We start from the raw sequence: 19,944 nt of genomic DNA, 5'->3' as shown, positions 1-19,944 counted from the left end.
TGTAATATGATAATAGAACAAGGGCAGCTGATCACAGCTGCCCTTGTTCTATAGATTAAAATAAAAATGACCGTTATTTTTAAGCGTCAATTTTCGCATATTTCGCATTTCTTTCAATAAAGTCCCTGCGCGGTGCAACTTCATCACCCATTAACATGGAAAAAGTATGGTCACATTCGGCCGCATTTTCAATAGTGGCTTGCATTAAGGTACGTGTTGCAGGATTTAAGGTCGTATCCCATAACTGCTCTGCATTCATCTCTCCCAAACCTTTGTAACGTTGAATATGTACGCTTTCTTCTTTACCAGCACCTTTTAAACGCTGTACAGCAGCATCCCGTTGCTGATCATTCCAGCAATATTCAAACTCTTTACCTTTCTTCACCTGGTAAAGCGGTGGGGCAGCAATATATACATAACCAGCCTCAATAAGCGCTTTCATATACCTGAAGAAGAATGTTAAAATAAGTGTTGTAATGTGAGATCCGTCAATATCAGCATCCGTCATGATCACAATTTTGTGATAGCGCAGCTTAGCTAAATTTAAGGCCTTATCATCTTCTTCAGTACCAATACTCACACCCAATGCAGTGAACATATTTTTGATCTCATCATTTTCATAGATCTTATGCTCCATTGCCTTCTCTACGTTCAGGATTTTCCCTTTTAAAGGCAATATGGCCTGAAAATTACGGTCACGTCCCTGCTTGGCTGTACCACCCGCAGAATCTCCCTCCACCAGGTATAGCTCACATTTTTCCGGATCGCTATCAGAACAATCGGCTAGTTTTCCAGGTAAACCAGAACCACCCATCACACTCTTGCGCTGCACCATTTCACGTGCCTTACGGGCAGCTGCACGTGCCGTTGCTGCCAGAATAACCTTATTAACGATCATTCTTGCCTCTTTAGGATATTCTTCAAGATAAATACCTAAAGCTTCTCCCACAGCAATATCTACTGCTCCCATTACCTCAGAGTTACCCAATTTGGTTTTGGTCTGGCCTTCAAACTGAGGCTCCTGAACTTTAACAGATATTACAGCAGTTAAGCCTTCACGAAAGTCGTCACCTGTAATCTCAAATTTCACATTCTTGAGCAAGCCTGATTTATCAGCATAAGCTTTCAATGTTCTGGTTAAACCTCTTCTGAAACCGGCAATATGTGTACCCCCTTCATGTGTATTTATGTTATTTACATAAGAGTGCACATTTTCTGAATAGCTATCATTGTATTGCAAAGCAAGTTCTACAGGGATGCCATTTTTTATCCCTTCCACATAGATAGGCTCAGGAATTAATGAAGGTCTTGTGCCATCTAAAAACTGCACAAACTCTTTTAAGCCACCCTCTGAATGAAACAATTCAGTTAAGAAACTACCATCTTCAGCTACTTCACGTTCATCAGTTAAGGTTAGCTTGATGCCCTTGTTCAAAAACGAAAGTTCCCTTAATCTAGAGGCTAAAGTATCAAAACGGTACTCTGTGGTTTGCGTAAAAATGGTAGGGTCCGGTGTAAAAGTAATTATCGTGCCCCTTTTCTCAGATTCACCAACAACTCTAACATCGTACTGCGGCTTTCCTTTTTCATATTCCTGCTCCCAGATCTTACCTTGACCATGAACTTCAGCCTTAAGATGGGTTGACAATGCATTCACACAACTCACACCCACACCGTGCAATCCGCCCGACACCTTATAAGTATCTTTATCGAATTTACCACCGGCGTGCAATACAGTCATTACAATCTCAAGAGCTGATTTTTGCTCTTTCTGCATGATCCCTGTCGGGATGCCGCGGCCATTATCTTCAACTCTGATTGAGTTATCTTTTAAAATATTTACATAAATGGTATCAGCATGTCCTGCCAATGCCTCATCGATAGAGTTGTCTACAACCTCGTACACCAGGTGGTGTAAACCTTTAATTCCGGTATCTCCTATATACATCGAAGGGCGCTTACGCACCGCTTCCAAACCTTCTAATACCTGTATATTATCTGCCGAATAATTTGACTTTGGATCTTTTTCTTCGCTCATATTTTTTAATAAAACAATAAGATTCAAATTTAACCAATTATGGCCAATTTAAGGCAAATGTGGATAACTATTTGACTAAATAATGGCGGAAAAATGGGCTAAAAAACATAATCCTTAGGATACTAATTTTGAAATTTTATATTTGTTGGAAATTATCAGCAAAGAATTAACCGGGCGGGATTCAAATGAGCGCCAAAGGCCTTATTAGAACAGATAATGAACGCTACATTTGACAATTAGAATAATTAAATAGATGAAAACAACATTAAAATTAAGCAGCATTGCTACAGCGGTAGCCCTGGTTTCTGTTATGGCATCTTGTCAGAACAAGGACGATAAAGGTACCACTGCCAAAACAACAGATGCAGCAGCAGTTTCCAACAGCGAGAAAATTGTTTATGTAAACTCCGATTCCCTGTTGACAAAATATCAATACTTTAAAGATCTGAAAGTAAAATTAGATGGAAAATCTAAAACAGCACAATCAGATCTGGTATCAAAACAGGATGCATTTAAACGTGAGGTTGCACAATATCAGCAACAGGCAAATACATTACCAGCTGATCAGAGAGCTGCTACAGAAGAAAGACTGGCCCGGAAACAGCAGGAACTACAGGCTTATTCGCAAAATGCAGGTGCTGCACTTCAAAATGAGCAGGCAGCCGAAAATGAAAAATTATACGATAAGGTTGCCGATTATTTAAAAGTTTACGCAAAAAAGAAAGGCTATAAAATGGTGTTGGGCTATTCAAAAGGAAACGGAACTATTCTATTTGCTGATGAAAGTTTAGATGTAACCAGCGAAGTAATTGTTGGCCTAAACGAAGCTTATAAAAAATAAAACGACTATCCTGTTATTTAAATGCCTCCGATAACCCGGGGGCATTTTTTTTGCTATATTTAAATATGGAGAAAATGAGCCAACACGAAAAATTCATGAAGATGGCCATACAGCTTTCTGAACAAAATGTGCTGGAAACTTTGGGTGGTCCATTTGGAGCGGTAATTGTAAAAGACGGAAAGCTGATTGCAAAAAGCGCCAACAAAGTGACCTCAACCAATGACCCTACGGCACATGCAGAAGTATCAGCAATAAGGATGGCTTGTAAAAAACTCAAAACCTTTGATTTGGCTGGCTGTATCGTTTATACCAGCTGTGAACCCTGCCCTATGTGTCTAAGTGCCATTTACTGGGCCAAAATAGAGGCCATCTATTTTGCCAATACAAAAGATGATGCTGCCAGCATTGGTTTTAGTGATAAATTCATCTACGAAGAGTTAGATAAAACTATGCTTAAACGACAGTTGCCGTTTAAACAAATGATGAGAGATGAGGCGCTGCAGGCCTTCAGGTTATGGGAAATATCCGGTATGCGCAAAGACTATTGAACAAACTAATGTTTTCCGGCGATGAAGTATGAAGAGAATATAAGAATAGAGCTGGAATTCTGGAAGCGTGAAATGGTAAAAAAACCATCGCTATTCAATAGAATGACAGGCGGGGTTCAAAAAAAGATCAACAGTTACATTCCCCGAAAAGTTCACAAAGCCATCACGTCTACCATAAAAGCCATGGTAAAAACCGTTCTTTACGGCTCAACTTATACCACCACATTCATTCCAGACAGCGAAATGAGCATGGTTCACCGGGAAGCGCTCGTTTTACAAAAAATAGATGCTTATGCTAAAACAGGGGCAGCCGAAGGAGGGATTACCGGAGCCGGGGGATTCCTAATGAGTATGGCAGATTTCCCCATTTTAATTGGCATTAAGATTAAAATGCTCTTTGAAATAGCAGCGCTATATGGTTTTGATATCAAAGACTTCAGGGAGCGTCTTTATATGCTATATATTTTCCAGCTCACATTTTCCAGCAACCAGGCAAGAACAAAAGTATTCTTTCATCTACAAAATTGGGAAGACCAAGTGCTTTTTTTGCCCGGGAACACTGAAGATTTCGATTGGCAAACCTTTCAGCAGGAATACCGCGATTACATTGACCTCGCCAAACTCGCCCAGTTACTTCCAGTAGTAGGAGCAGCTGTTGGGGCAGTTGCAAATTATCAGCTGATCAGGAAACTGGGGAAAACGGCTATGCAGGCTTATAGAATGCGACTCCTGAGCAATACCTGAAACATCCCTTTAATCCTCTTCAAACAGACCTCCAATCAGGCCGTCCGTTTCCCGACGGTCCTTTTTTGTCGGCCTTCCCGTACCACGGTCTCTTTTTAAGCTTGGTGCATGAAACATGGATTTAAATGCATGCGTTTCCTCAACAGGGGTAATGTCCTTATATTTTGTTACCGCAATTTTCGCCTCTACCCTGTTGTAAAGCAATTCCAGCACTTCAATCACTTTCTTTTCAATTCCTTTAGATACCTGGTAAACGTCGCCGGGCTTTACAAGCGCAGAGGGTTTAAGATTCTGTCCTTTAAATTTAACACGTCCGGCCTTACACGCCTCAGTAGCCAAACTTCTCGTTTTAAACAGTCTTATCGCCCATAAATATTTATCTATCCTTAGTTTTTCCTGTTCAGTCATAGCATTCAAAAATAGATAATATTGAAGGATTATGATAAAATTCATTTATTTTGTCAAAAAAACAATAAACAATCATGATAGCAGAATTAAAAAAGTTAGTAGAAGCCGCTTGGGAAGACAGAACTTTATTAGAATATAGTGAACATTGCGAGGCAATTGAAACTGTAGTAATGCAGTTGGATAAAGGAGAACTGCGTGTAGCAGAACCTATTTTAAATTCATGGGGTGTAAATGAATGGATTAAAAAAGCCGTAATTCTTTACTTTCCTATCAGACAGATGAAGGTAATCGAAACAGGACCTTTTGTGTATCACGATAAAATGAAACTTAAAACCAATTATAAAGAATTGGGTGTCAGAGTAGTTCCTGGTGCCAGCGCACGATACGGTGCTTACCTTGCAAAAGGCGTAATTATGATGCCTTCATATGTAAACATTGGTGCTTATGTGGATGAGGGCACTATGGTTGACACCTGGGCAACGGTAGGTTCTTGCGCTCAAATTGGAAAACATGTACATCTAAGTGGTGGAGTTGGCATAGGTGGTGTCTTAGAACCCATTCAGGCTGCCCCGGTAATTATTGAAGACAATTGTTTCATCGGATCGAGGGTTATCGTTGTAGAAGGTGTACGTGTTGAAAAAGAGGCTGTATTAGGCGCCAATGTAGTATTGACTGCTTCTACAAAAATAATAGATGTTACCGGCTCATCACCAGTTGAGTATAAAGGCATTGTTCCTGCCCGCTCAGTAGTTATTCCTGGTTCTTATCCTAAAAAATTCCCTGCCGGAGAATACCATGTGCCATGTGCGCTTATTATTGGTAAACGTAAAGAATCAACAGACAAAAAGACGTCCCTTAATGATGCATTGAGAGAAAACAATGTAGCAGTATAACATCATGAATATTGGTTTTGATGGAAAAAGAGCAGCAAATAACCTTACAGGCTTGGGCAACTACAGCCGCTCATTAATTGCTCATTTGGCAAAGTATTTCCCTCAAAACCAATATTTTATTTATAGTCCTAAAATAAAAAACAGCCTTCAAATCAAGTCTTTTACAGAAACAGCAGGCATCCATTTAAAATTACCCACATCTAAAAGGATTTTCTGGCGAAGCCTGGGTGTTAAAACCCAGTTACTAAAAGACAAAATAGTACTTTACCATGGCTTAAGTCATGAGCTCCCAATCGGCATCAATAAAACAGGCATCCCCTCTGTTGTCACCATCCATGACCTGATTTTTATCCGGTTTCCTCAATATTATGGCATTATAGACCGCCTCATTTATAGATTAAAAACGAAATACGCATGTAAATATGCCAGTAAAATTATTGCCATTAGTGAACGTACCAAGCAGGACATCATTGAATTGTACAAAGTAGATGCTGATAAAATAGCAGTGATTTACCAAAGCTGTGACGATAGTTTTAAAACACCCGCACCAGATCGATTAAAAGAACAGGTTAAAGAAAGATATAAATTACCCGATAAATACATTTTAAATGTGGGTACAATTGAAGCAAGAAAAAACCTGCTGACTCTAATTAAGTCTTTAAAGACCATCAATGAAGGCTATAAACTCGTTGTAATTGGAAAAAAAACCGATTACTTTAAACAAATTGAAAAAGAAATAGACCTGCTAAAATTAAATAACCGGGTCTTGTTTTTACAAAACGTTCCTTTTAATGACCTGCCTCTCATTTACCAATTAGCCTCAGCTTTCATATATCCTTCCTTGTACGAGGGTTTCGGCATCCCCATCATTGAAGCGCTATATTCCAATGTTCCAGTTGTAGCTGCTACCGGCTCCTGTCTTGAAGAAGCCGGTGGCGATGGCAGTTTATACGTATCCCCTGATGACCATAACGGATTGGCCAATGCAGTTAATAAAATACTGGATAATCCGGAGCTGCAGACGGAAATGAGACAAAAAGGCTTTGCTTATGTCCAGAAATTCAACAATGAAGTGATCAGTAAACAAATCATGCAGTTATACCTTGAAACAATGATTCCTTCACTACCGATAAAAAACAAATTCCGTTAGGGGCTCATGAGTGCATGAAAAGACAATAAAATTTAACAAATAATTATATCTTGATGAAAATTGTATTTGATGCAGAAAGAATGAAATATCCTTTTACCGGATTATTTGAATATTGTCTTCAACTTGGTGAAGCATTGACTAAAATTAAAGCAAATGAAGATAAACTCACCTTTTACATCCCGAAAGAAGCTAAAATATATTTTGAAAAACCCATTGATGCATTAAAACAACAAAGCATCCATAAATTCCTGTTTCCGCGTTACCAGCATATTGACATCTGGCATGCCACCTATCAATCTACAGCATACATTCCTAAAAATAAAAAGATCAAAAAGGTGCTTACCATACACGATCTTAATTTTCTATATGAAAAGAAAAGTGTTCAAAAACATCAAAAATACTTAAAAAAGGTTCAGCAAAATATTGACCTTGCAGATCATATCGTTGCCATATCTGAATTTACCAAACAGGATATTATCAAATACCTGAAAACTGGAGACAAACCTATTTCCGTTATCTACAACGGATGTACCGTCAAATCCTTTCCAGAATACAGCAACCCTTCAATTACTGATGCCAAACCATTTTTTTTTGCCTTAGGCACAGTGATCCCCAAAAAAAACTTCCATGTGCTGGTCCCACTGCTACAGCATAATGATTACGATTTGATTATTGCCGGCAAAGCAGACGAAGCTTATAAAAACCTCATTATGGAACAGGCAAAACTTCATGGCGTAAGTAGCCGGGTAAAAGTAATCGGCCCGGTTTCAAATGAGGATAAATATCTTTATTATAAAAATTGTAAGGCATTCCTTTTCCCCTCTCTTGCGGAAGGTTTTGGCATACCTGTAATTGAGGCTATGTTTTTTGGAAAACCCGTTTTTCTTTCTAACAAGACCTCTCTTCCCGAAATTGGTGGCAGGTTGGCTTACTATTTTGACAGCTTTGTCCCTTCAGATATGCAAAACACACTGACTGATGGCCTGGCACATTATCAGCAAACCAATCCCGAACAAGCCATTGTCAATCATGCCATGCAGTTTAGCTGGGAAAAATGTGCAAAAGCATACTGGGCAATTTACAAAAGTCTTCATGCTTAAACAGCAAGTATAATTTGTAATTTTACCCCATGCTAAGAACAGAAATTGAAAAGGCTCTTGCTGTATTAAAGAATGGGGGAGTTATACTTTATCCTACTGATACGGTATGGGGTTTAGGATGTGACGCTACCAATGACCTGGCAGTTGCGAAAATAAATACCATAAAAGGACGTGCCGAAGACAAAAGCTTTATTATCCTTTTAGATACCGATTCCAAAATTCAAAGTTATGTAACTGAAGTTTCAGATGTAGCTTACGACCTGATAGCGTATGCAGAAAATCCACTTACCTTAGTATTCCCTGGCGCCAGAAATCTGGCAAAAAATGTCATCAATGCCGACGGAAGTATTGGCATCAGAATTCCAAAACACGATTTTTGTCAGCAACTTATACAAAGATTTAGAAAACCGATTACTTCGACCTCTGCAAATATATCCGGGGCACCAACACCACTTTTTTTTGACGAGATTAATGAAGCGATAAAAGACGCGGCAGATTATGTCGTTGATTGGGAACAGGAGCTAAAAATCAGTAAAAAACCGTCAACTATTATGAAATTGGCGCCAGGAGGTCAATTTTCCTTTATTAGAAGGTAAGTTTTAGTACTTTTGCAAACTCATCAATGGAACAACATTTACAACATCCTGTTTTTAAATCTCTTACCGACATAGCAGACCTACATCGTATCGAAGTTTATGTCATCGGAGGATATGTAAGGGATATTTTTTTAAACAGACCATCCAAAGACATAGACATTGTAGTACTCGGAAATGGGATTGAATTTGCTGAACTTGCTGGCAAACAGCTTAAAAGTAAAGTGGCTGTCTTTAAAAACTTTGGAACTGCGATGTTAAAGTTTCAGGACCTGGAAATTGAATTTGTGGGTGCAAGAAAAGAGTCCTATCGTTCCGACTCCCGTAAACCGATTGTTGAAAATGGGACTATTGAGGATGATCAGTTAAGAAGGGACTTCACGATTAATGCCCTTGCCATATCTTTAAACAAGAAAAATTACGGGCAACTTGTCGATCCTTTTAATGGCTTAAATGACCTTAGCAATAAACTGATCAGAACACCACTAGATCCTGAACTTACCTTTTCAGATGATCCGTTGCGTATGATGCGTGCAATAAGGTTTGCCACACAACTTGATTTCACCATAGATTCCACTGCTCTAAACGCTATAAAAAAACAAAAAGAACGCATCTGTATTGTATCTAAAGAACGGATTACCGATGAGCTCAATAAGGTCATTCTTTCCAAAGTCCCATCCATAGGATTTAAATATCTGTTTGATACCGGGCTTTTACAGCTGATCTTCCCTCAGATGGCTAATCTTTACGGCGTCGACATCATCAACGGGAAAGGGCATAAAGATAATTTCTACCATACCTTGCAGGTATTGGATAACATATGTGAAACCACTACAGACCTCTGGCTCCGCTGGGCAGCAATTTTACATGATATTGCCAAACCTGCCACCAAGCGGTTTGAAGAAGGTCACGGATGGACCTTTCATGGTCATGAAGACAAAGGTGCCCGTATGGTTCCTAAGATTTTTGCACAGCTCAAACTACCGCTTAACGAAAAAATGAAGTTCGTACAGAAACTGGTGCAGCTTCATCTTCGTCCGATTGTACTTGCCCAGGAAGTGGTAACAGATTCAGCAGTAAGAAGGTTACTATTTGATGCCGGCGAGGATATTGAGCAACTAATGCTACTCTGCAATGCCGACGTAACGACCAAAAACGAATATAAGGTAAAAAAATACCGCAATAATTTTGAACTGGTTAAACAAAAGCTCAAAGACGTAGAAGAACGTGACAAGATCAGGAACTGGCAACCTCCAATCTCAGGAAATGACATTATGGAGATATTCGGGCTCAGCGCAGGGCGAGAGGTTGGTCTGATCAAAAATGCCATTAGGGAAGCGATTCTCGAAGGCGAAATAACAAATACATACAACAACGCGTTAGCATTTATGCTTGAAAAAGCCAAAGAGTTCGGCCTTAAACCAATAAAGCGTTAATACAATTGTATAAAGTATATTTTATTTTTTAATTTTATACCTAGAAAAGAGGCTCAAATGGCAATTTATAGATTTAGAATAAGTTTCGAAGATTTCGATGAAGTAGTAAGGGAAATAGATATAAAATCAACCCAAACATTTGAAGATTTACACAAAGCAGTGCATCGTTCAACCGGATATTCTCCTGAAAAATCGTCTTCATTTTTTGTAAGTACAGACAATTGGATAAAAGGTGATGAAATCGCTTACCTGCCGGTTCAGCGCAAAATAGACAGAGGTGTTGCCTTGATGGAGAATTCTAAACTGAATAAATTTATTGAAGATCCACATCAGAAATTTTACTATATCTATAATTTCGACAGACCTTTCGATTTCCATGTTGAACTGATAAAAATCATATTGGAAACAGATCCCAATATCGAATATCCCTTTTTAGTTAAAAGTACAGGAGAAGCACCTAAAATAATCGACAAAAATAATTCCGGCGCTATCGCCGTGTCGGCAAATCCGGTGTCCACAGAATTTGATTTTCTGAATGAAATGGATTTTGTACCTGAAGACACTGAAGAACTGGAAGCGATGGGTGGCAGAGGCATAAATACGGAAGAAAAAGTCGATAATGATGCAGATGAAGAAACAGATGATACAGACGAATTTGCAGATAATGACAATTACGAAGACGAAGAATATAAAGAAGAGGATTACTAATGCCAGCGATGGCGCCAGATAAAACCTTAATTGTAATCGTTGGTCCTACCGGAATTGGAAAAACAGCACTGGCCATTTCATTGGCCAGGCAGTTTTCTACCGAAATTATTTCAGCTGATTCCCGACAGTTCTTCAGGGAAATGGAAATTGGTACAGCCAAACCTTCAGCGGCAGAATTAACTGCAGCCCACCATCATTTTATCAATTCTCATAGCATACAAACTTTTTTTAGCACAGGTGACTTTGAGTTACAAGCGATTGATCTCATCAACCATCTTTTCAGGAAACATGAGTTGCTGGTTATGGTTGGTGGGTCTGGTCTTTACATTGATGCCGTTTGTAATGGCCTCGACGAATTGCCTGAAACTGATTTGAATATCCGGGAAAAGTTGAACCAGCAACTGGCCACAGAAGGATTGGAACCTATAAAACGCCAGCTAAGCGTAGCAGATCCTGAGTATTACCAGAAAGTAGACCAGGCTAATCCCCAACGATTGATACGTGGACTGGAATTCTACCTCTCTACCGGCAAAAAATTATCTACACACTTTACCAACAATAAAAAAATCAGACCTTTTAATATTATAAAAATTGGTTTAAACATAAATCGGGCAGAGCTTTATAACAGGATCAACCATCGTGTAGATAAAATGATGGAAGCCGGGCTACTGGATGAGGTTAAAAGTTTACAACCCTTCCGGAAATATAATGCACTTAACACAGTGGGCTATGCCGAGTTATTTTCCCATCTGGATGGCGAAATGACTTTAACAGCAGCTGTTGATCAGATCAAACAAAACACAAGGCGTTTTGCCAAGCGGCAACTAACCTGGTTCAGAAGAGATAACAGCATTACCTGGTTTGAGCCAGGACAGGACAATGCTGTCATCAGTTATATCATAGAAAAGAAAGATTAAGCCTGTGCAGTCGGCCCTCCAAAGTTCATTGGAAATCCCGGAGGCTCTTCCTGTGTTTTAATTCGCCCGTTTACAGCCTCGTATTTTTCAATATTATCCTGCATGGCAGCCACCAATCGTTTAGCATGCTCAGGCGTTAGGATGATCCTTGATTTTACCCTTGCTTTAGGTACCCCAGGCATTACTCTGATAAAATCAAGAACAAACTCGGTATTTGAGTGTGTTATAATTGCCAGATTAGAAAATATACCTTCTGCAATTTCTTCAGAAAGTTCAATATTTAATTGATTGTCGTTGTTTTGTTCTTCCATATCACAAACTTAGATAAAATTTCAGTATCGGGTTTCAAAAAAAATCCCCCAACTTTAAAAGAAGGGGGATTAAAAAAAGTATTAATGATTAAGCTTCTACTTCTTCTTGTTTTGAAGCCAATAACTTATCATATTCTTCCTGAGAACCCACAATAATTCGCTCATATCCACGTACACCAGTACCTGAAGGAATTAAATGACCAACAATTACGTTTTCTTTCAATCCAAGCATGTTATCACGCTTACCAGCAATTGCGGCCTCGTTTAACACCTTTGTTGTTTCCTGGAACGATGCAGCAGAAATAAATGATTTCGTACCCAATGAAGCACGGGTTATACCTTGCAGCATAGAACTTGCAGTTGCAGGTCTTGCGTCACGTACCTCTATTTGTTTCAGATCCCTACGTTTCAATTGTGAATTTTCATCTCTCAACTTGCGCAGAGAAATGATCTGACCAGGTTTCACTGCATTAGAATCGCCAGATTCAACTACAACTTTCTTGTCATAGATTTCATCATTCTCAATCATAAAGTCCCAACGATCAACGGAATTGTTCTCCAAGAAGCTGGTATCTCCCGGATCTTCGATATGAACTTTCTGCATCATCTGGTGTACAATTACCTCAAAGTGTTTATCATTAATTTTCACACCTTGTAAACGGTAAACCTCCTGAATACCATTCACCAGGTATTCCTGTACAGCAGCCGGACCTTTAATGGCCAGAATATCAGCAGGAGAAATCGAACCATCAGATAAAGGCATACCCGCTTTTACAAAGTCATTATCCTGTACAAGGATGTGTTTAGACAATGGAACTAGGTATTTTTTAATTTCGCCATCTTTAGATTCAATCGTCATCTCGCGGTTACCACGTTTCACACCACCTAGAGTTACCACACCATCAATCTCTGTTACTACAGCAGGATTGGACGGGTTACGCGCTTCGAAAAGTTCAGTTACACGTGGTAAACCACCTGTAATATCCCTTGTTTTTCCAGTTGCACGGGGTATTTTAACTAAGATCTGACCGGTTTGAACCATATCAGCTTCATCAATTGCGATGTGCGCACCTACAGGAATGTTATATCCTCTGATCAGTTCACCTTTTTTGTCAACAATTCTTACTGAAGGGTTTTTAGTTTTATCACGGGTATCGATAATTACTTTTTCACGGTGACCAGTTTGCTCATCTGATTCTTCACGGAAGGTTACCCCTTCTATAATGGCGTCAAATTCAATCTTACCGGCAAATTCTGAAATGATAACCGCATTGTATGGATCCCATGAACAAATCCTGTCACCTTTAGTGATTTTAGCCCCATCTTCAACGTATAAGAATGAACCATAAGGAATGTTGTTCGTCATGATGATTTTACCAGTTAAAGGCTCAACGATCTTGAACTCACCTGAACGGCCCAATACAATTTGCGTATCACCTTCTTCAGTTTTAGTAGCAACTGTACGAACATTTTCAAATTCGATGACACCATCAAACTTAGCAATGATCTGAGATTCTGCAGCAATATTCGATGCAGTACCCCCAACGTGGAAAGTACGTAATGTTAACTGTGTACCCGGTTCACCGATTGACTGTGCAGCAATTACACCTACAGCTTCACCCTTTTGAACACGTTTACCAGTTGCAAGGTTACGTCCGTAGCACAATGCACAAACCCCTCTTTGATTTTCGCAGGTCAGTACCGAACGAATTTCAACACCTTCTAACGGTGATTCTTCGATCTCTTTTGCTATTTCTTCAGTAATGTCAGCTCCGGCAGCAACCAATAGTTTGCCATCCAAAGGATTGAACACATCATGCAGCGATATACGACCTAAAATTCTGTCATACAATGGCTCTACAATGTCTTCATTATCTTTAAGGGCAGTAGTGAACATACCCCTCAATGTACCACAATCTTCAGAATTAACGATCATATCCTGGGCCACATCATGTAAACGACGTGTCAGGTAACCAGCATCAGCAGTTTTTAAAGCTGTATCCGCCAGACCTTTACGGGCACCGTGGGTAGAAATGAAGTATTCCAATACCGATAGTCCTTCCTTAAAGTTAGACAAGATCGGGTTTTCAATAATCTCACCACCAGAGCCAGATTTTTGAGGCTTAGCCATCAAACCACGCATACCGCAGAGCTGACGAATCTGTTCTTTCGAACCACGGGCTCCGGAATCCAACATCATGTATACAGAGTTGAAACCCTGGTTATCGCTTGATAACTGGTTCATCACGAATGATGTTAACCTGTTATTGATACGTGTCCAGATATCGATAATTTGGTTGTAACGCTCGTTGTTGGTAATGAATCCCATATTATAGTTATTCCTTACCTCATCAACTTCTGCAGAAGCCTGCTCTAACAGCGCTTGCTTCTCAACAGGGATGTTTACATCCTGCAAGTTAAACGATAAACCACCACGGAATGCCATTTGGAACCCTAATTCTTTAATGTCATCAAGGAATCTCGATGCACGGGCCATACCGGTAATTTTAACAACCTCACCAATGATGTCCCTTAAAGATTTCTTCGTTAGCAATTCATTGATATAACCCACTTCTTCAGGTACCATTTGATTAAACAGTACACGTCCAACGGTAGTTTCAATCAATTTATTTGCAATCGTACCATCTTCCAGTTTAACATTCACCTTAACTTTAATAAATGCATGAAGATCGATACGCTTTTCATTATAAGCAATGATTACCTCTTCAGGAGAATAGAAAGAGAAATCCTGTCCGTTAACTACACGTGTTTCATCTGTTCTGCGGCCTTTAGTAATATAATAAAGACCCAAAACCATATCCTGAGAAGGTACAGTAATAGGTGTACCGTTAGCAGGGTTCAAAATGTTGTGTGCAGCAAGCATCAATACTTGTGCTTCCAAAATTGCGGCATGACCTAAAGGCAAGTGTACCGCCATCTGGTCACCGTCAAAATCCGCGTTGAAAGCCGTACATACCAATGGGTGCAACTGGATAGCTTTACCTTCCACCAATTTAGGCTGGAAAGACTGGATACCTAGCCTGTGCAAAGTAGGTGCACGGTTTAGCAATACCGGGTGTCCTTTTAAAACGTTTTCCAGGATATCCCAAACCAAAGGATCCTTTCTATCTACAATTTTCTTTGCAGATTTTACCGTTTTAACAATACCTCTTTCTATCATCTTACGAATGATAAATGGCTTGAACAGCTCAGCTGCCATATCCTTAGGTAAACCGCACTCGTGTAATTTAAGGTTAGGACCTACAACAATTACCGAACGTGCTGAATAATCCACACGTTTACCCAATAAATTCTGACGGAAACGGCCTTGTTTACCTTTCAGGATATCCGAAAGAGATTTTAAAGCACGGTTACCTTCAGTTTTAACCGCATTCACTTTACGTGAGTTATCGAACAACGAATCTACAGCTTCCTGTAACATACGCTTTTCATTACGCAAAATTACTTCTGGTGCTTTGATCTCAATCAATCGTTTTAACCGGTTGTTACGGATGATCACACGACGGTACAGATCATTCAGATCTGAGGTGGCAAAACGGCCACCTTCCAATGGAACCAACGGACGCAATTCTGGTGGAATAACCGGAACGATCTTGATGATCATCCACTCCGGATTATTCTCAATGCGGGTTTTCGAGCCACGGAAAGCTTCTACCACCTGCAAACGTTTCAAGGCTTCATTTTTACGTTGCTGAGAAGTTTCGTTCGCAGCCTGGTGACGTAAGTTGTAGGATAAAGTATCTAAATCAATACGCTTTAATAAATCCTCTAATGCTTCAGCACCCATTTTGGCAATGAATTTATTAGGGTCTTTATCGTCCAGGTATTGGTTTTCTTTAGGTAACTTATCCAGGATATCAAGATACTCTTCTTCAGTTAAGAAATCCATATACTGAATACCTTCTTCTGCCATGAAACCTGGTTGTATCACTACATAACGTTCGTAGTAAATGATCAGGTCCAATCTTTTTGTAGGCAATCCCAGTAGATATCCAATTTTATTTGGCAAAGACCGGAAATACCAGATGTGCGCAACAGGAACCACCAGATTGATGTGTCCCATACGCTCTCTGCGTACTTTCTTTTCCGTTACCTCTACACCACAACGGTCACAAACAATACCTTTATAACGGATACGTTTATATTTACCGCAATGACATTCGTAATCTTTTACAGGACCAAAAATACGTTCGCAAAACAAACCATCTCGTTCAGGCTTGTAAGTACGGTAATTGATGGTCTCAGGTTTCAACACCTCACCGCTGGAGCGCTCTAAAATAGCCTCCGGCGATGCCAAACTAATGGTAATCGAGGTGAAATTGCTTTTTAATTTATTATCCTTTTTGTAAGACATAGCTCTTTTGTTTGAAAGTTGAAGGTTTAAAAACCTTCAACCTAGTCTAACGTAATATCTAAACCTAATCCACGTAACTCATGTACCAATACGTTAAACGATTCTGGTACGCCAGGAGTAGGAAGGTTCTCGCCTTTTACAATCGCCTCATAAGTTTTGGCCCTGCCGATCACATCATCCGACTTAACGGTTAAGATCTCCTGCAGGATATTGGCCGCACCAAATGCTTCCAATGCCCAAACCTCCATCTCACCGAAACGCTGACCACCAAACTGAGCTTTACCACCCAATGGCTGTTGTGTAATCAATGAGTATGGTCCGATTGAACGGGCGTGCATCTTATCATCAACCATGTGCCCTAATTTCAACATATAGATAATACCTACAGTTGTTGGCTGGTCAAATCTCTCACCCGTTAAACCATTATGTAAATAAGTTCTGCCAGAAGCAGGAACACCAGCCTTAGCTATCCAATCTTCTACCTCGTCATGTTTAGCGCCATCAAAAATCGGAGTGGCAAATTTCACACCCAATTCTTTACCGGCCCATGCCAATACAGTTTCATAGATTTGGCCCAGGTTCATACGTGAAGGTACACCAAGTGGGTTCAACACAATATCAACAGGAGTTCCGTCTTCCAGGAACGGCATATCTTCATCACGTACAATACGGGCTACAATACCCTTGTTACCGTGACGTCCAGCCATCTTATCCCCTACTTTCAACTTACGTTTTTTAGCGACATAAACTTTTGCCATCTGTACAATACCCGATGGCAGCTCATCACCAACGCTGATTGCAAATTTATCACGCTTGTAAGCACCCAGTTCTTCGTTTACACGAATACCATAGTTGTGCAGCAACAATTTGATCTGGTCATTCTTGTCGTCATCAGTTGTCCATTTGTATGGATTGATGTGCGCATATTCCAGATCTGATAAACTTTTCTGCGTAAACTTCGCACCTTTAGGGAATAACAGTTCTTTATAAACATTGTATACACCCTGTGATGTTTTACCGTTCACGATCTGGAACAATTTATCTACCAGTTCATTTTTCAGATTTAAAACGGCCAGTTCATATCTCTTATCTAATTTCTCTATCGCAGATTTTTCTTCAGCTTTAGTAGTTTTCTTAGCTCTCGAGAATAATTTCGTATCAATTACCACACCCCTTATGGAAGGAGGAGTTTTCAAAGACGCATCTTTTACATCACCTGCTTTATCACCAAAAATTGCACGCAGTAATTTCTCTTCCGGAGAAGGATCAGATTCACCCTTAGGTGTGATCTTACCAATAAGAATATCACCTTCTTTAACTTCGGCACCGATACGGATGATACCGTTCTCATCCAAATCTTTAGTTGCTTCTTCAGAAACGTTAGGAATATCCGGAGTAAGTTCCTCTTCCCCGCGTTTCGTATCACGCACCTCCAGTTCAAACTCTTCGATGTGTAAAGAAGTAAAGATATCTTCACGAACAATCCGCTCGCTGATTACGATCGCATCCTCAAAGTTGTATCCCTGCCAAGGCATGAAAGCAACCTTTAAATTTCTTCCTAAAGCCAGCTCACCATTTTCAGTAGCATAACCTTCACAAAGCACTTGTCCTTTAACCACTTTCTGACCTTTCTTAACGATAGGTTTCAAGTTGATGCAAGTATTCTGGTTGGTTTTCTTGAATTTGATTAACTTATATGTTTTGCTGTCACCTTCAAAAGAAACCAAACGGTCACCGTCGTTTCTTACATATTTAATGGTGATCTCATTTGCATCTACATACTCCACAACTCCGTCACCTTCAGCATTGATCAAAGTTCTTGAATCACGGGCTACGCGACCTTCCAAACCTGTACCAACAATCGGTGCCTCAGGACGCAACAAAGGTACGGCCTGACGTTGCATATTCGATCCCATCAAAGCCCTGTTCGCATCATCATGCTCAAGGAAAGGAATCAATGAAGCAGCAATTGAAGTAATCTGATTCGGCGCTACGTCCATTAAGTCCAGTTTCTCTGGCTCAATAACCGGGAAGTCACCTTCATAACGGGCTTTTACACGTGGCGTCGTAAAGTTACCTTTATCATCATAAGCAGCATTTGCCTGAGCAATGGTTTTACCATCTTCATCCTCAGCAGATAGATATATAACCGGTTCATCGACAGAAACGATACCATTTTCTACTTTTTTATAAGGAGTTTCAATGAAACCTAAATTATTGATCTTAGCATGCACACATAAAGAAGAAATCAAACCAATGTTTGGTCCCTCTGGTGTTTCAATCGTACATAAACGACCATAATGGGTATAGTGAACGTCACGTACCTCGAAACCTGCACGCTCACGCGATAAACCACCTGGGCCTAAGGCCGACAAACGACGTTTGTGCGTAATCTCTGCCAAAGGATTCGTCTGGTCCATGAACTGAGACAACTGATTTGTACCAAAGAATGAATTGATCACCGACGATAAAGTACGGGCATTGATCAAATCAGTTGGCGTAAACACTTCGTTATCACGGATGTTCATACGCTCACGAATGGTTCTCGCCATACGTGCCAGACCAACACCAAATTGTGCATACAATTGCTCTCCTACTGTACGAACACGACGATTCGACAAGTGATCAATATCATCCACCTCTTCTTTGGAATTGATCAGTTTGATCAGGTATTTAACAATGGCAATGATATCAGCCTTCGTTAAAACCTTTACATGATCAGGGGTATCCATTTTCAACTTACGGTTGATGCGGTACCTACCCACATCACCCAGGTCATAACGTTTGTCTGAGAAGAACAAACGCTCAATGATACCTCTTGCAGTTTCCTCATCAGGTGGTTCTGCATTACGCAAAGCACGATAGATGTTTTCCACAGCCTCTTTCTCAGAGTTAGAAGTATCTTTCTGTAAAGTATTATATATAATGGTATAATCAGCCTGACTCGCGCCATCATCTTTAGATAAGATGATTGTTTTAACGCCAGCATCAATGATCATATCGATATGATCGTCTTCTAAAACCGTATCCCTGTCCAAGATCACTTCATTACGATCTATAGAAACTACCTCACCAGTATCTTCATCCACAAAATCCTCCACCCATTTCCTCAATACTCTTGCAGCAAGTTTACGTCCGATATATTTTTTCAAACCAGATTTGCTCACCTTCACCTCATCGGCAAGGTCGAACAACTCGAGGATGTCTTTATCAGAATCGTAACCAATAGCACGCAACAAGGTGGTAACCGGGAACTTTTTCTTACGGTCGATGTAAGCGTACATGACGTTGTTAACGTCGGTAGCAAACTCGATCCAGGAACCTTTAAAAGGAATTACACGGGCCGAATACAATTTAGTTCCGTTCGTGTGACGGCTCTGACCGAAAAACACACCCGGAGATCTGTGTAGCTGTGAAACAATTACACGCTCAGCACCGTTAATCACAAAGGTGCCTTTAGGGGTCATATAAGGTATGGTCCCTAAATATACATCTTGAATGATGGTTTCAAAATCTTCGTGTTCCGCATCGTTACAGGAAAGCTTCAACTTTGCTTTCAACGGGACACTATAAGTTAACCCACGGTCGATACACTCAGGTATATCATAACGTGGTGGGTCAATAAAATAATCAAGGAATTCCAAAACAAAAATGTTCCTGGAATCGGTGATTGGGAAATTCTCAGCGAATACTTTAAACAAACCCTCAGTGTGACGGTTATCAGAAGTGGTTTCTATCTGAAAAAATTCTCTGAATGATTGCAACTGCACATCAAGAAAATCCGGGTAATCTATGATATGCTTACTACGTGCAAAATTTACTCTTTGGTCGACTTTATTTGCCAATGGACTAAAGTTAATTTACTTTAAGAATAAACTATTT

The 19,944-nt window shown here is 39.9% G+C and carries 15 protein-coding genes; 10 read left to right on the top strand and 5 right to left on the bottom strand.

Annotated elements, in window-relative coordinates:
- Positions 1–79: 79 nt before the first annotated feature.
- Positions 80–2,038, bottom strand: coding sequence for a DNA topoisomerase (ATP-hydrolyzing) subunit B (gyrB, locus tag R2Q85_RS18035; protein ID WP_316813180.1), 1,959 nt, complete (start codon positions 2,036–2,038; stop codon positions 80–82).
- 253 nt (positions 2,039–2,291) lie between these two features.
- Between gyrB and R2Q85_RS18030 the strand changes: the two genes are divergently transcribed.
- The 3 genes from R2Q85_RS18030 (at position 2,292) to R2Q85_RS18020 (ending at position 4,171) form a co-directional block, all read left to right on the top strand.
- Positions 2,292–2,879 carry an OmpH family outer membrane protein gene (locus tag R2Q85_RS18030; protein ID WP_316813179.1) on the top strand — a complete coding sequence of 196 codons (588 nt, stop codon included), beginning with the start codon at positions 2,292–2,294 and terminating at the stop codon, positions 2,877–2,879.
- Positions 2,880–2,944: 65 nt separating this feature from the next.
- A complete protein-coding gene (locus R2Q85_RS18025) occupies positions 2,945–3,427 on the top strand; it encodes a nucleoside deaminase (protein ID WP_316813178.1) in 483 nt (160 codons plus the stop codon).
- Positions 3,428–3,448: 21 nt separating this feature from the next.
- Positions 3,449–4,171, top strand: a complete 723-nt coding sequence (locus tag R2Q85_RS18020; protein WP_316813177.1) for an EcsC family protein — start codon at positions 3,449–3,451, stop codon at positions 4,169–4,171.
- 9 nt (positions 4,172–4,180) lie between these two features.
- Here the strand turns inward: R2Q85_RS18020 and R2Q85_RS18015 are convergent, their stop codons facing one another.
- On the bottom strand, positions 4,181–4,579 hold the full coding sequence (locus R2Q85_RS18015) for an RNA-binding S4 domain-containing protein (RefSeq protein WP_316813176.1): 399 nt from the start codon (positions 4,577–4,579) through the stop codon (positions 4,181–4,183).
- 74 nt (positions 4,580–4,653) lie between these two features.
- Here R2Q85_RS18015 and R2Q85_RS18010 point away from each other — a divergent pair, with 74 nt between their 5' ends.
- From R2Q85_RS18010 to miaA, 7 genes are read left to right on the top strand one after another with little or no spacing between them, the layout of a single operon-like run.
- Complete coding sequence (locus R2Q85_RS18010; protein ID WP_410478895.1) at positions 4,654–5,472, top strand: 2,3,4,5-tetrahydropyridine-2,6-dicarboxylate N-succinyltransferase; 819 nt, start codon at positions 4,654–4,656, stop codon at positions 5,470–5,472.
- Positions 5,473–5,476: 4 nt separating this feature from the next.
- Positions 5,477–6,622 (top strand): glycosyltransferase family 1 protein, encoded by a 1,146-nt coding sequence (locus R2Q85_RS18005; RefSeq protein WP_316813175.1) that lies wholly within the window; start codon positions 5,477–5,479, stop codon positions 6,620–6,622.
- A gap of 53 nt (positions 6,623–6,675) precedes the next feature.
- Positions 6,676–7,722 carry a glycosyltransferase family 1 protein gene (locus R2Q85_RS18000; RefSeq protein ID WP_316813174.1) on the top strand — a complete coding sequence of 349 codons (1,047 nt, stop codon included), beginning with the start codon at positions 6,676–6,678 and terminating at the stop codon, positions 7,720–7,722.
- A 29-nt stretch (positions 7,723–7,751) separates the two neighbouring features.
- Positions 7,752–8,318 carry an L-threonylcarbamoyladenylate synthase gene (locus R2Q85_RS17995; protein WP_316813173.1) on the top strand — a complete coding sequence of 189 codons (567 nt, stop codon included), beginning with the start codon at positions 7,752–7,754 and terminating at the stop codon, positions 8,316–8,318.
- A gap of 26 nt (positions 8,319–8,344) precedes the next feature.
- Positions 8,345–9,751: a CCA tRNA nucleotidyltransferase gene (locus tag R2Q85_RS17990; RefSeq protein ID WP_316813172.1), complete on the top strand. Its 1,407-nt coding sequence runs from the start codon at positions 8,345–8,347 to the stop codon at positions 9,749–9,751.
- Positions 9,752–9,808: 57 nt separating this feature from the next.
- Entirely contained in the window at positions 9,809–10,459 is a 651-nt protein-coding gene (locus tag R2Q85_RS17985; RefSeq protein WP_316813171.1) for an IS1096 element passenger TnpR family protein, read from the top strand.
- The gene (gene miaA, locus R2Q85_RS17980; RefSeq protein WP_316813170.1) at positions 10,459–11,376 is read left to right on the top strand and encodes a tRNA (adenosine(37)-N6)-dimethylallyltransferase MiaA; all 918 of its coding nucleotides are present in this window, start codon (positions 10,459–10,461) and stop codon (positions 11,374–11,376) included. The genes R2Q85_RS17985 and miaA overlap by 1 nt, the downstream gene beginning before the upstream one ends.
- Here the strand turns inward: miaA and R2Q85_RS17975 are convergent.
- The 3 genes from R2Q85_RS17975 to rpoB all read right to left on the bottom strand — a co-directional run bounded on the left by R2Q85_RS17975 (position 11,373) and on the right by rpoB (position 19,907).
- Positions 11,373–11,687: a DUF3467 domain-containing protein gene (locus tag R2Q85_RS17975; RefSeq protein ID WP_012781017.1), complete on the bottom strand. Its 315-nt coding sequence runs from the start codon at positions 11,685–11,687 to the stop codon at positions 11,373–11,375. The two genes, miaA and R2Q85_RS17975, sit on opposite strands and share 4 nt — an antisense overlap.
- 88 nt (positions 11,688–11,775) lie before the next feature.
- The gene (rpoC, locus tag R2Q85_RS17970) at positions 11,776–16,062 is read right to left on the bottom strand and encodes a DNA-directed RNA polymerase subunit beta' (RefSeq protein WP_316813169.1); all 4,287 of its coding nucleotides are present in this window, start codon (positions 16,060–16,062) and stop codon (positions 11,776–11,778) included.
- Positions 16,063–16,103: 41 nt separating this feature from the next.
- Positions 16,104–19,907 (bottom strand): DNA-directed RNA polymerase subunit beta, encoded by a 3,804-nt coding sequence (gene rpoB, locus R2Q85_RS17965; RefSeq protein WP_316813168.1) that lies wholly within the window; start codon positions 19,905–19,907, stop codon positions 16,104–16,106.
- Positions 19,908–19,944: the final 37 nt, after the last annotated feature.

Source organism: Pedobacter heparinus (genome assembly GCF_032678725.1).
GTDB lineage: Bacteria > Bacteroidota > Bacteroidia > Sphingobacteriales > Sphingobacteriaceae > Pedobacter > Pedobacter heparinus_A.
Note: the sequence above shows the minus strand (reverse complement) of the source record. Positions and strands in the feature narration are given on the sequence as shown.

Bases quoted from the DNA above. Each gene is read 5' to 3' on its own strand.
- R2Q85_RS17990 (WP_316813172.1), top strand. From the start codon at position 8,345: ATGGAACAACATTTACAACATCCTGTTTTTAAATCTCTTACCGACATA.
- R2Q85_RS18030 (WP_316813179.1), top strand. From the start codon at position 2,292: ATGAAAACAACATTAAAATTAAGCAGCATTGCTACAGCGGTAGCCCTG.
- R2Q85_RS18010 (WP_410478895.1), top strand. From the start codon at position 4,654: ATGATAGCAGAATTAAAAAAGTTAGTAGAAGCCGCTTGGGAAGACAGA.
- R2Q85_RS18005 (WP_316813175.1), top strand. From the start codon at position 5,477: ATGAATATTGGTTTTGATGGAAAAAGAGCAGCAAATAACCTTACAGGC.
- R2Q85_RS17975 (WP_012781017.1), bottom strand. From the start codon at position 11,687: ATGGAAGAACAAAACAACGACAATCAATTAAATATTGAACTTTCTGAA.
- rpoC (WP_316813169.1), bottom strand. From the start codon at position 16,062: ATGTCTTACAAAAAGGATAATAAATTAAAAAGCAATTTCACCTCGATT.
- gyrB (WP_316813180.1), bottom strand. From the start codon at position 2,038: ATGAGCGAAGAAAAAGATCCAAAGTCAAATTATTCGGCAGATAATATA.
- R2Q85_RS18025 (WP_316813178.1), top strand. From the start codon at position 2,945: ATGGAGAAAATGAGCCAACACGAAAAATTCATGAAGATGGCCATACAG.
- R2Q85_RS17985 (WP_316813171.1), top strand. From the start codon at position 9,809: ATGGCAATTTATAGATTTAGAATAAGTTTCGAAGATTTCGATGAAGTA.
- R2Q85_RS18015 (WP_316813176.1), bottom strand. From the start codon at position 4,579: ATGACTGAACAGGAAAAACTAAGGATAGATAAATATTTATGGGCGATA.
- R2Q85_RS17995 (WP_316813173.1), top strand. From the start codon at position 7,752: ATGCTAAGAACAGAAATTGAAAAGGCTCTTGCTGTATTAAAGAATGGG.
- R2Q85_RS18020 (WP_316813177.1), top strand. From the start codon at position 3,449: ATGAAGTATGAAGAGAATATAAGAATAGAGCTGGAATTCTGGAAGCGT.
- miaA (WP_316813170.1), top strand. From the start codon at position 10,459: ATGCCAGCGATGGCGCCAGATAAAACCTTAATTGTAATCGTTGGTCCT.
- R2Q85_RS18000 (WP_316813174.1), top strand. From the start codon at position 6,676: ATGAAAATTGTATTTGATGCAGAAAGAATGAAATATCCTTTTACCGGA.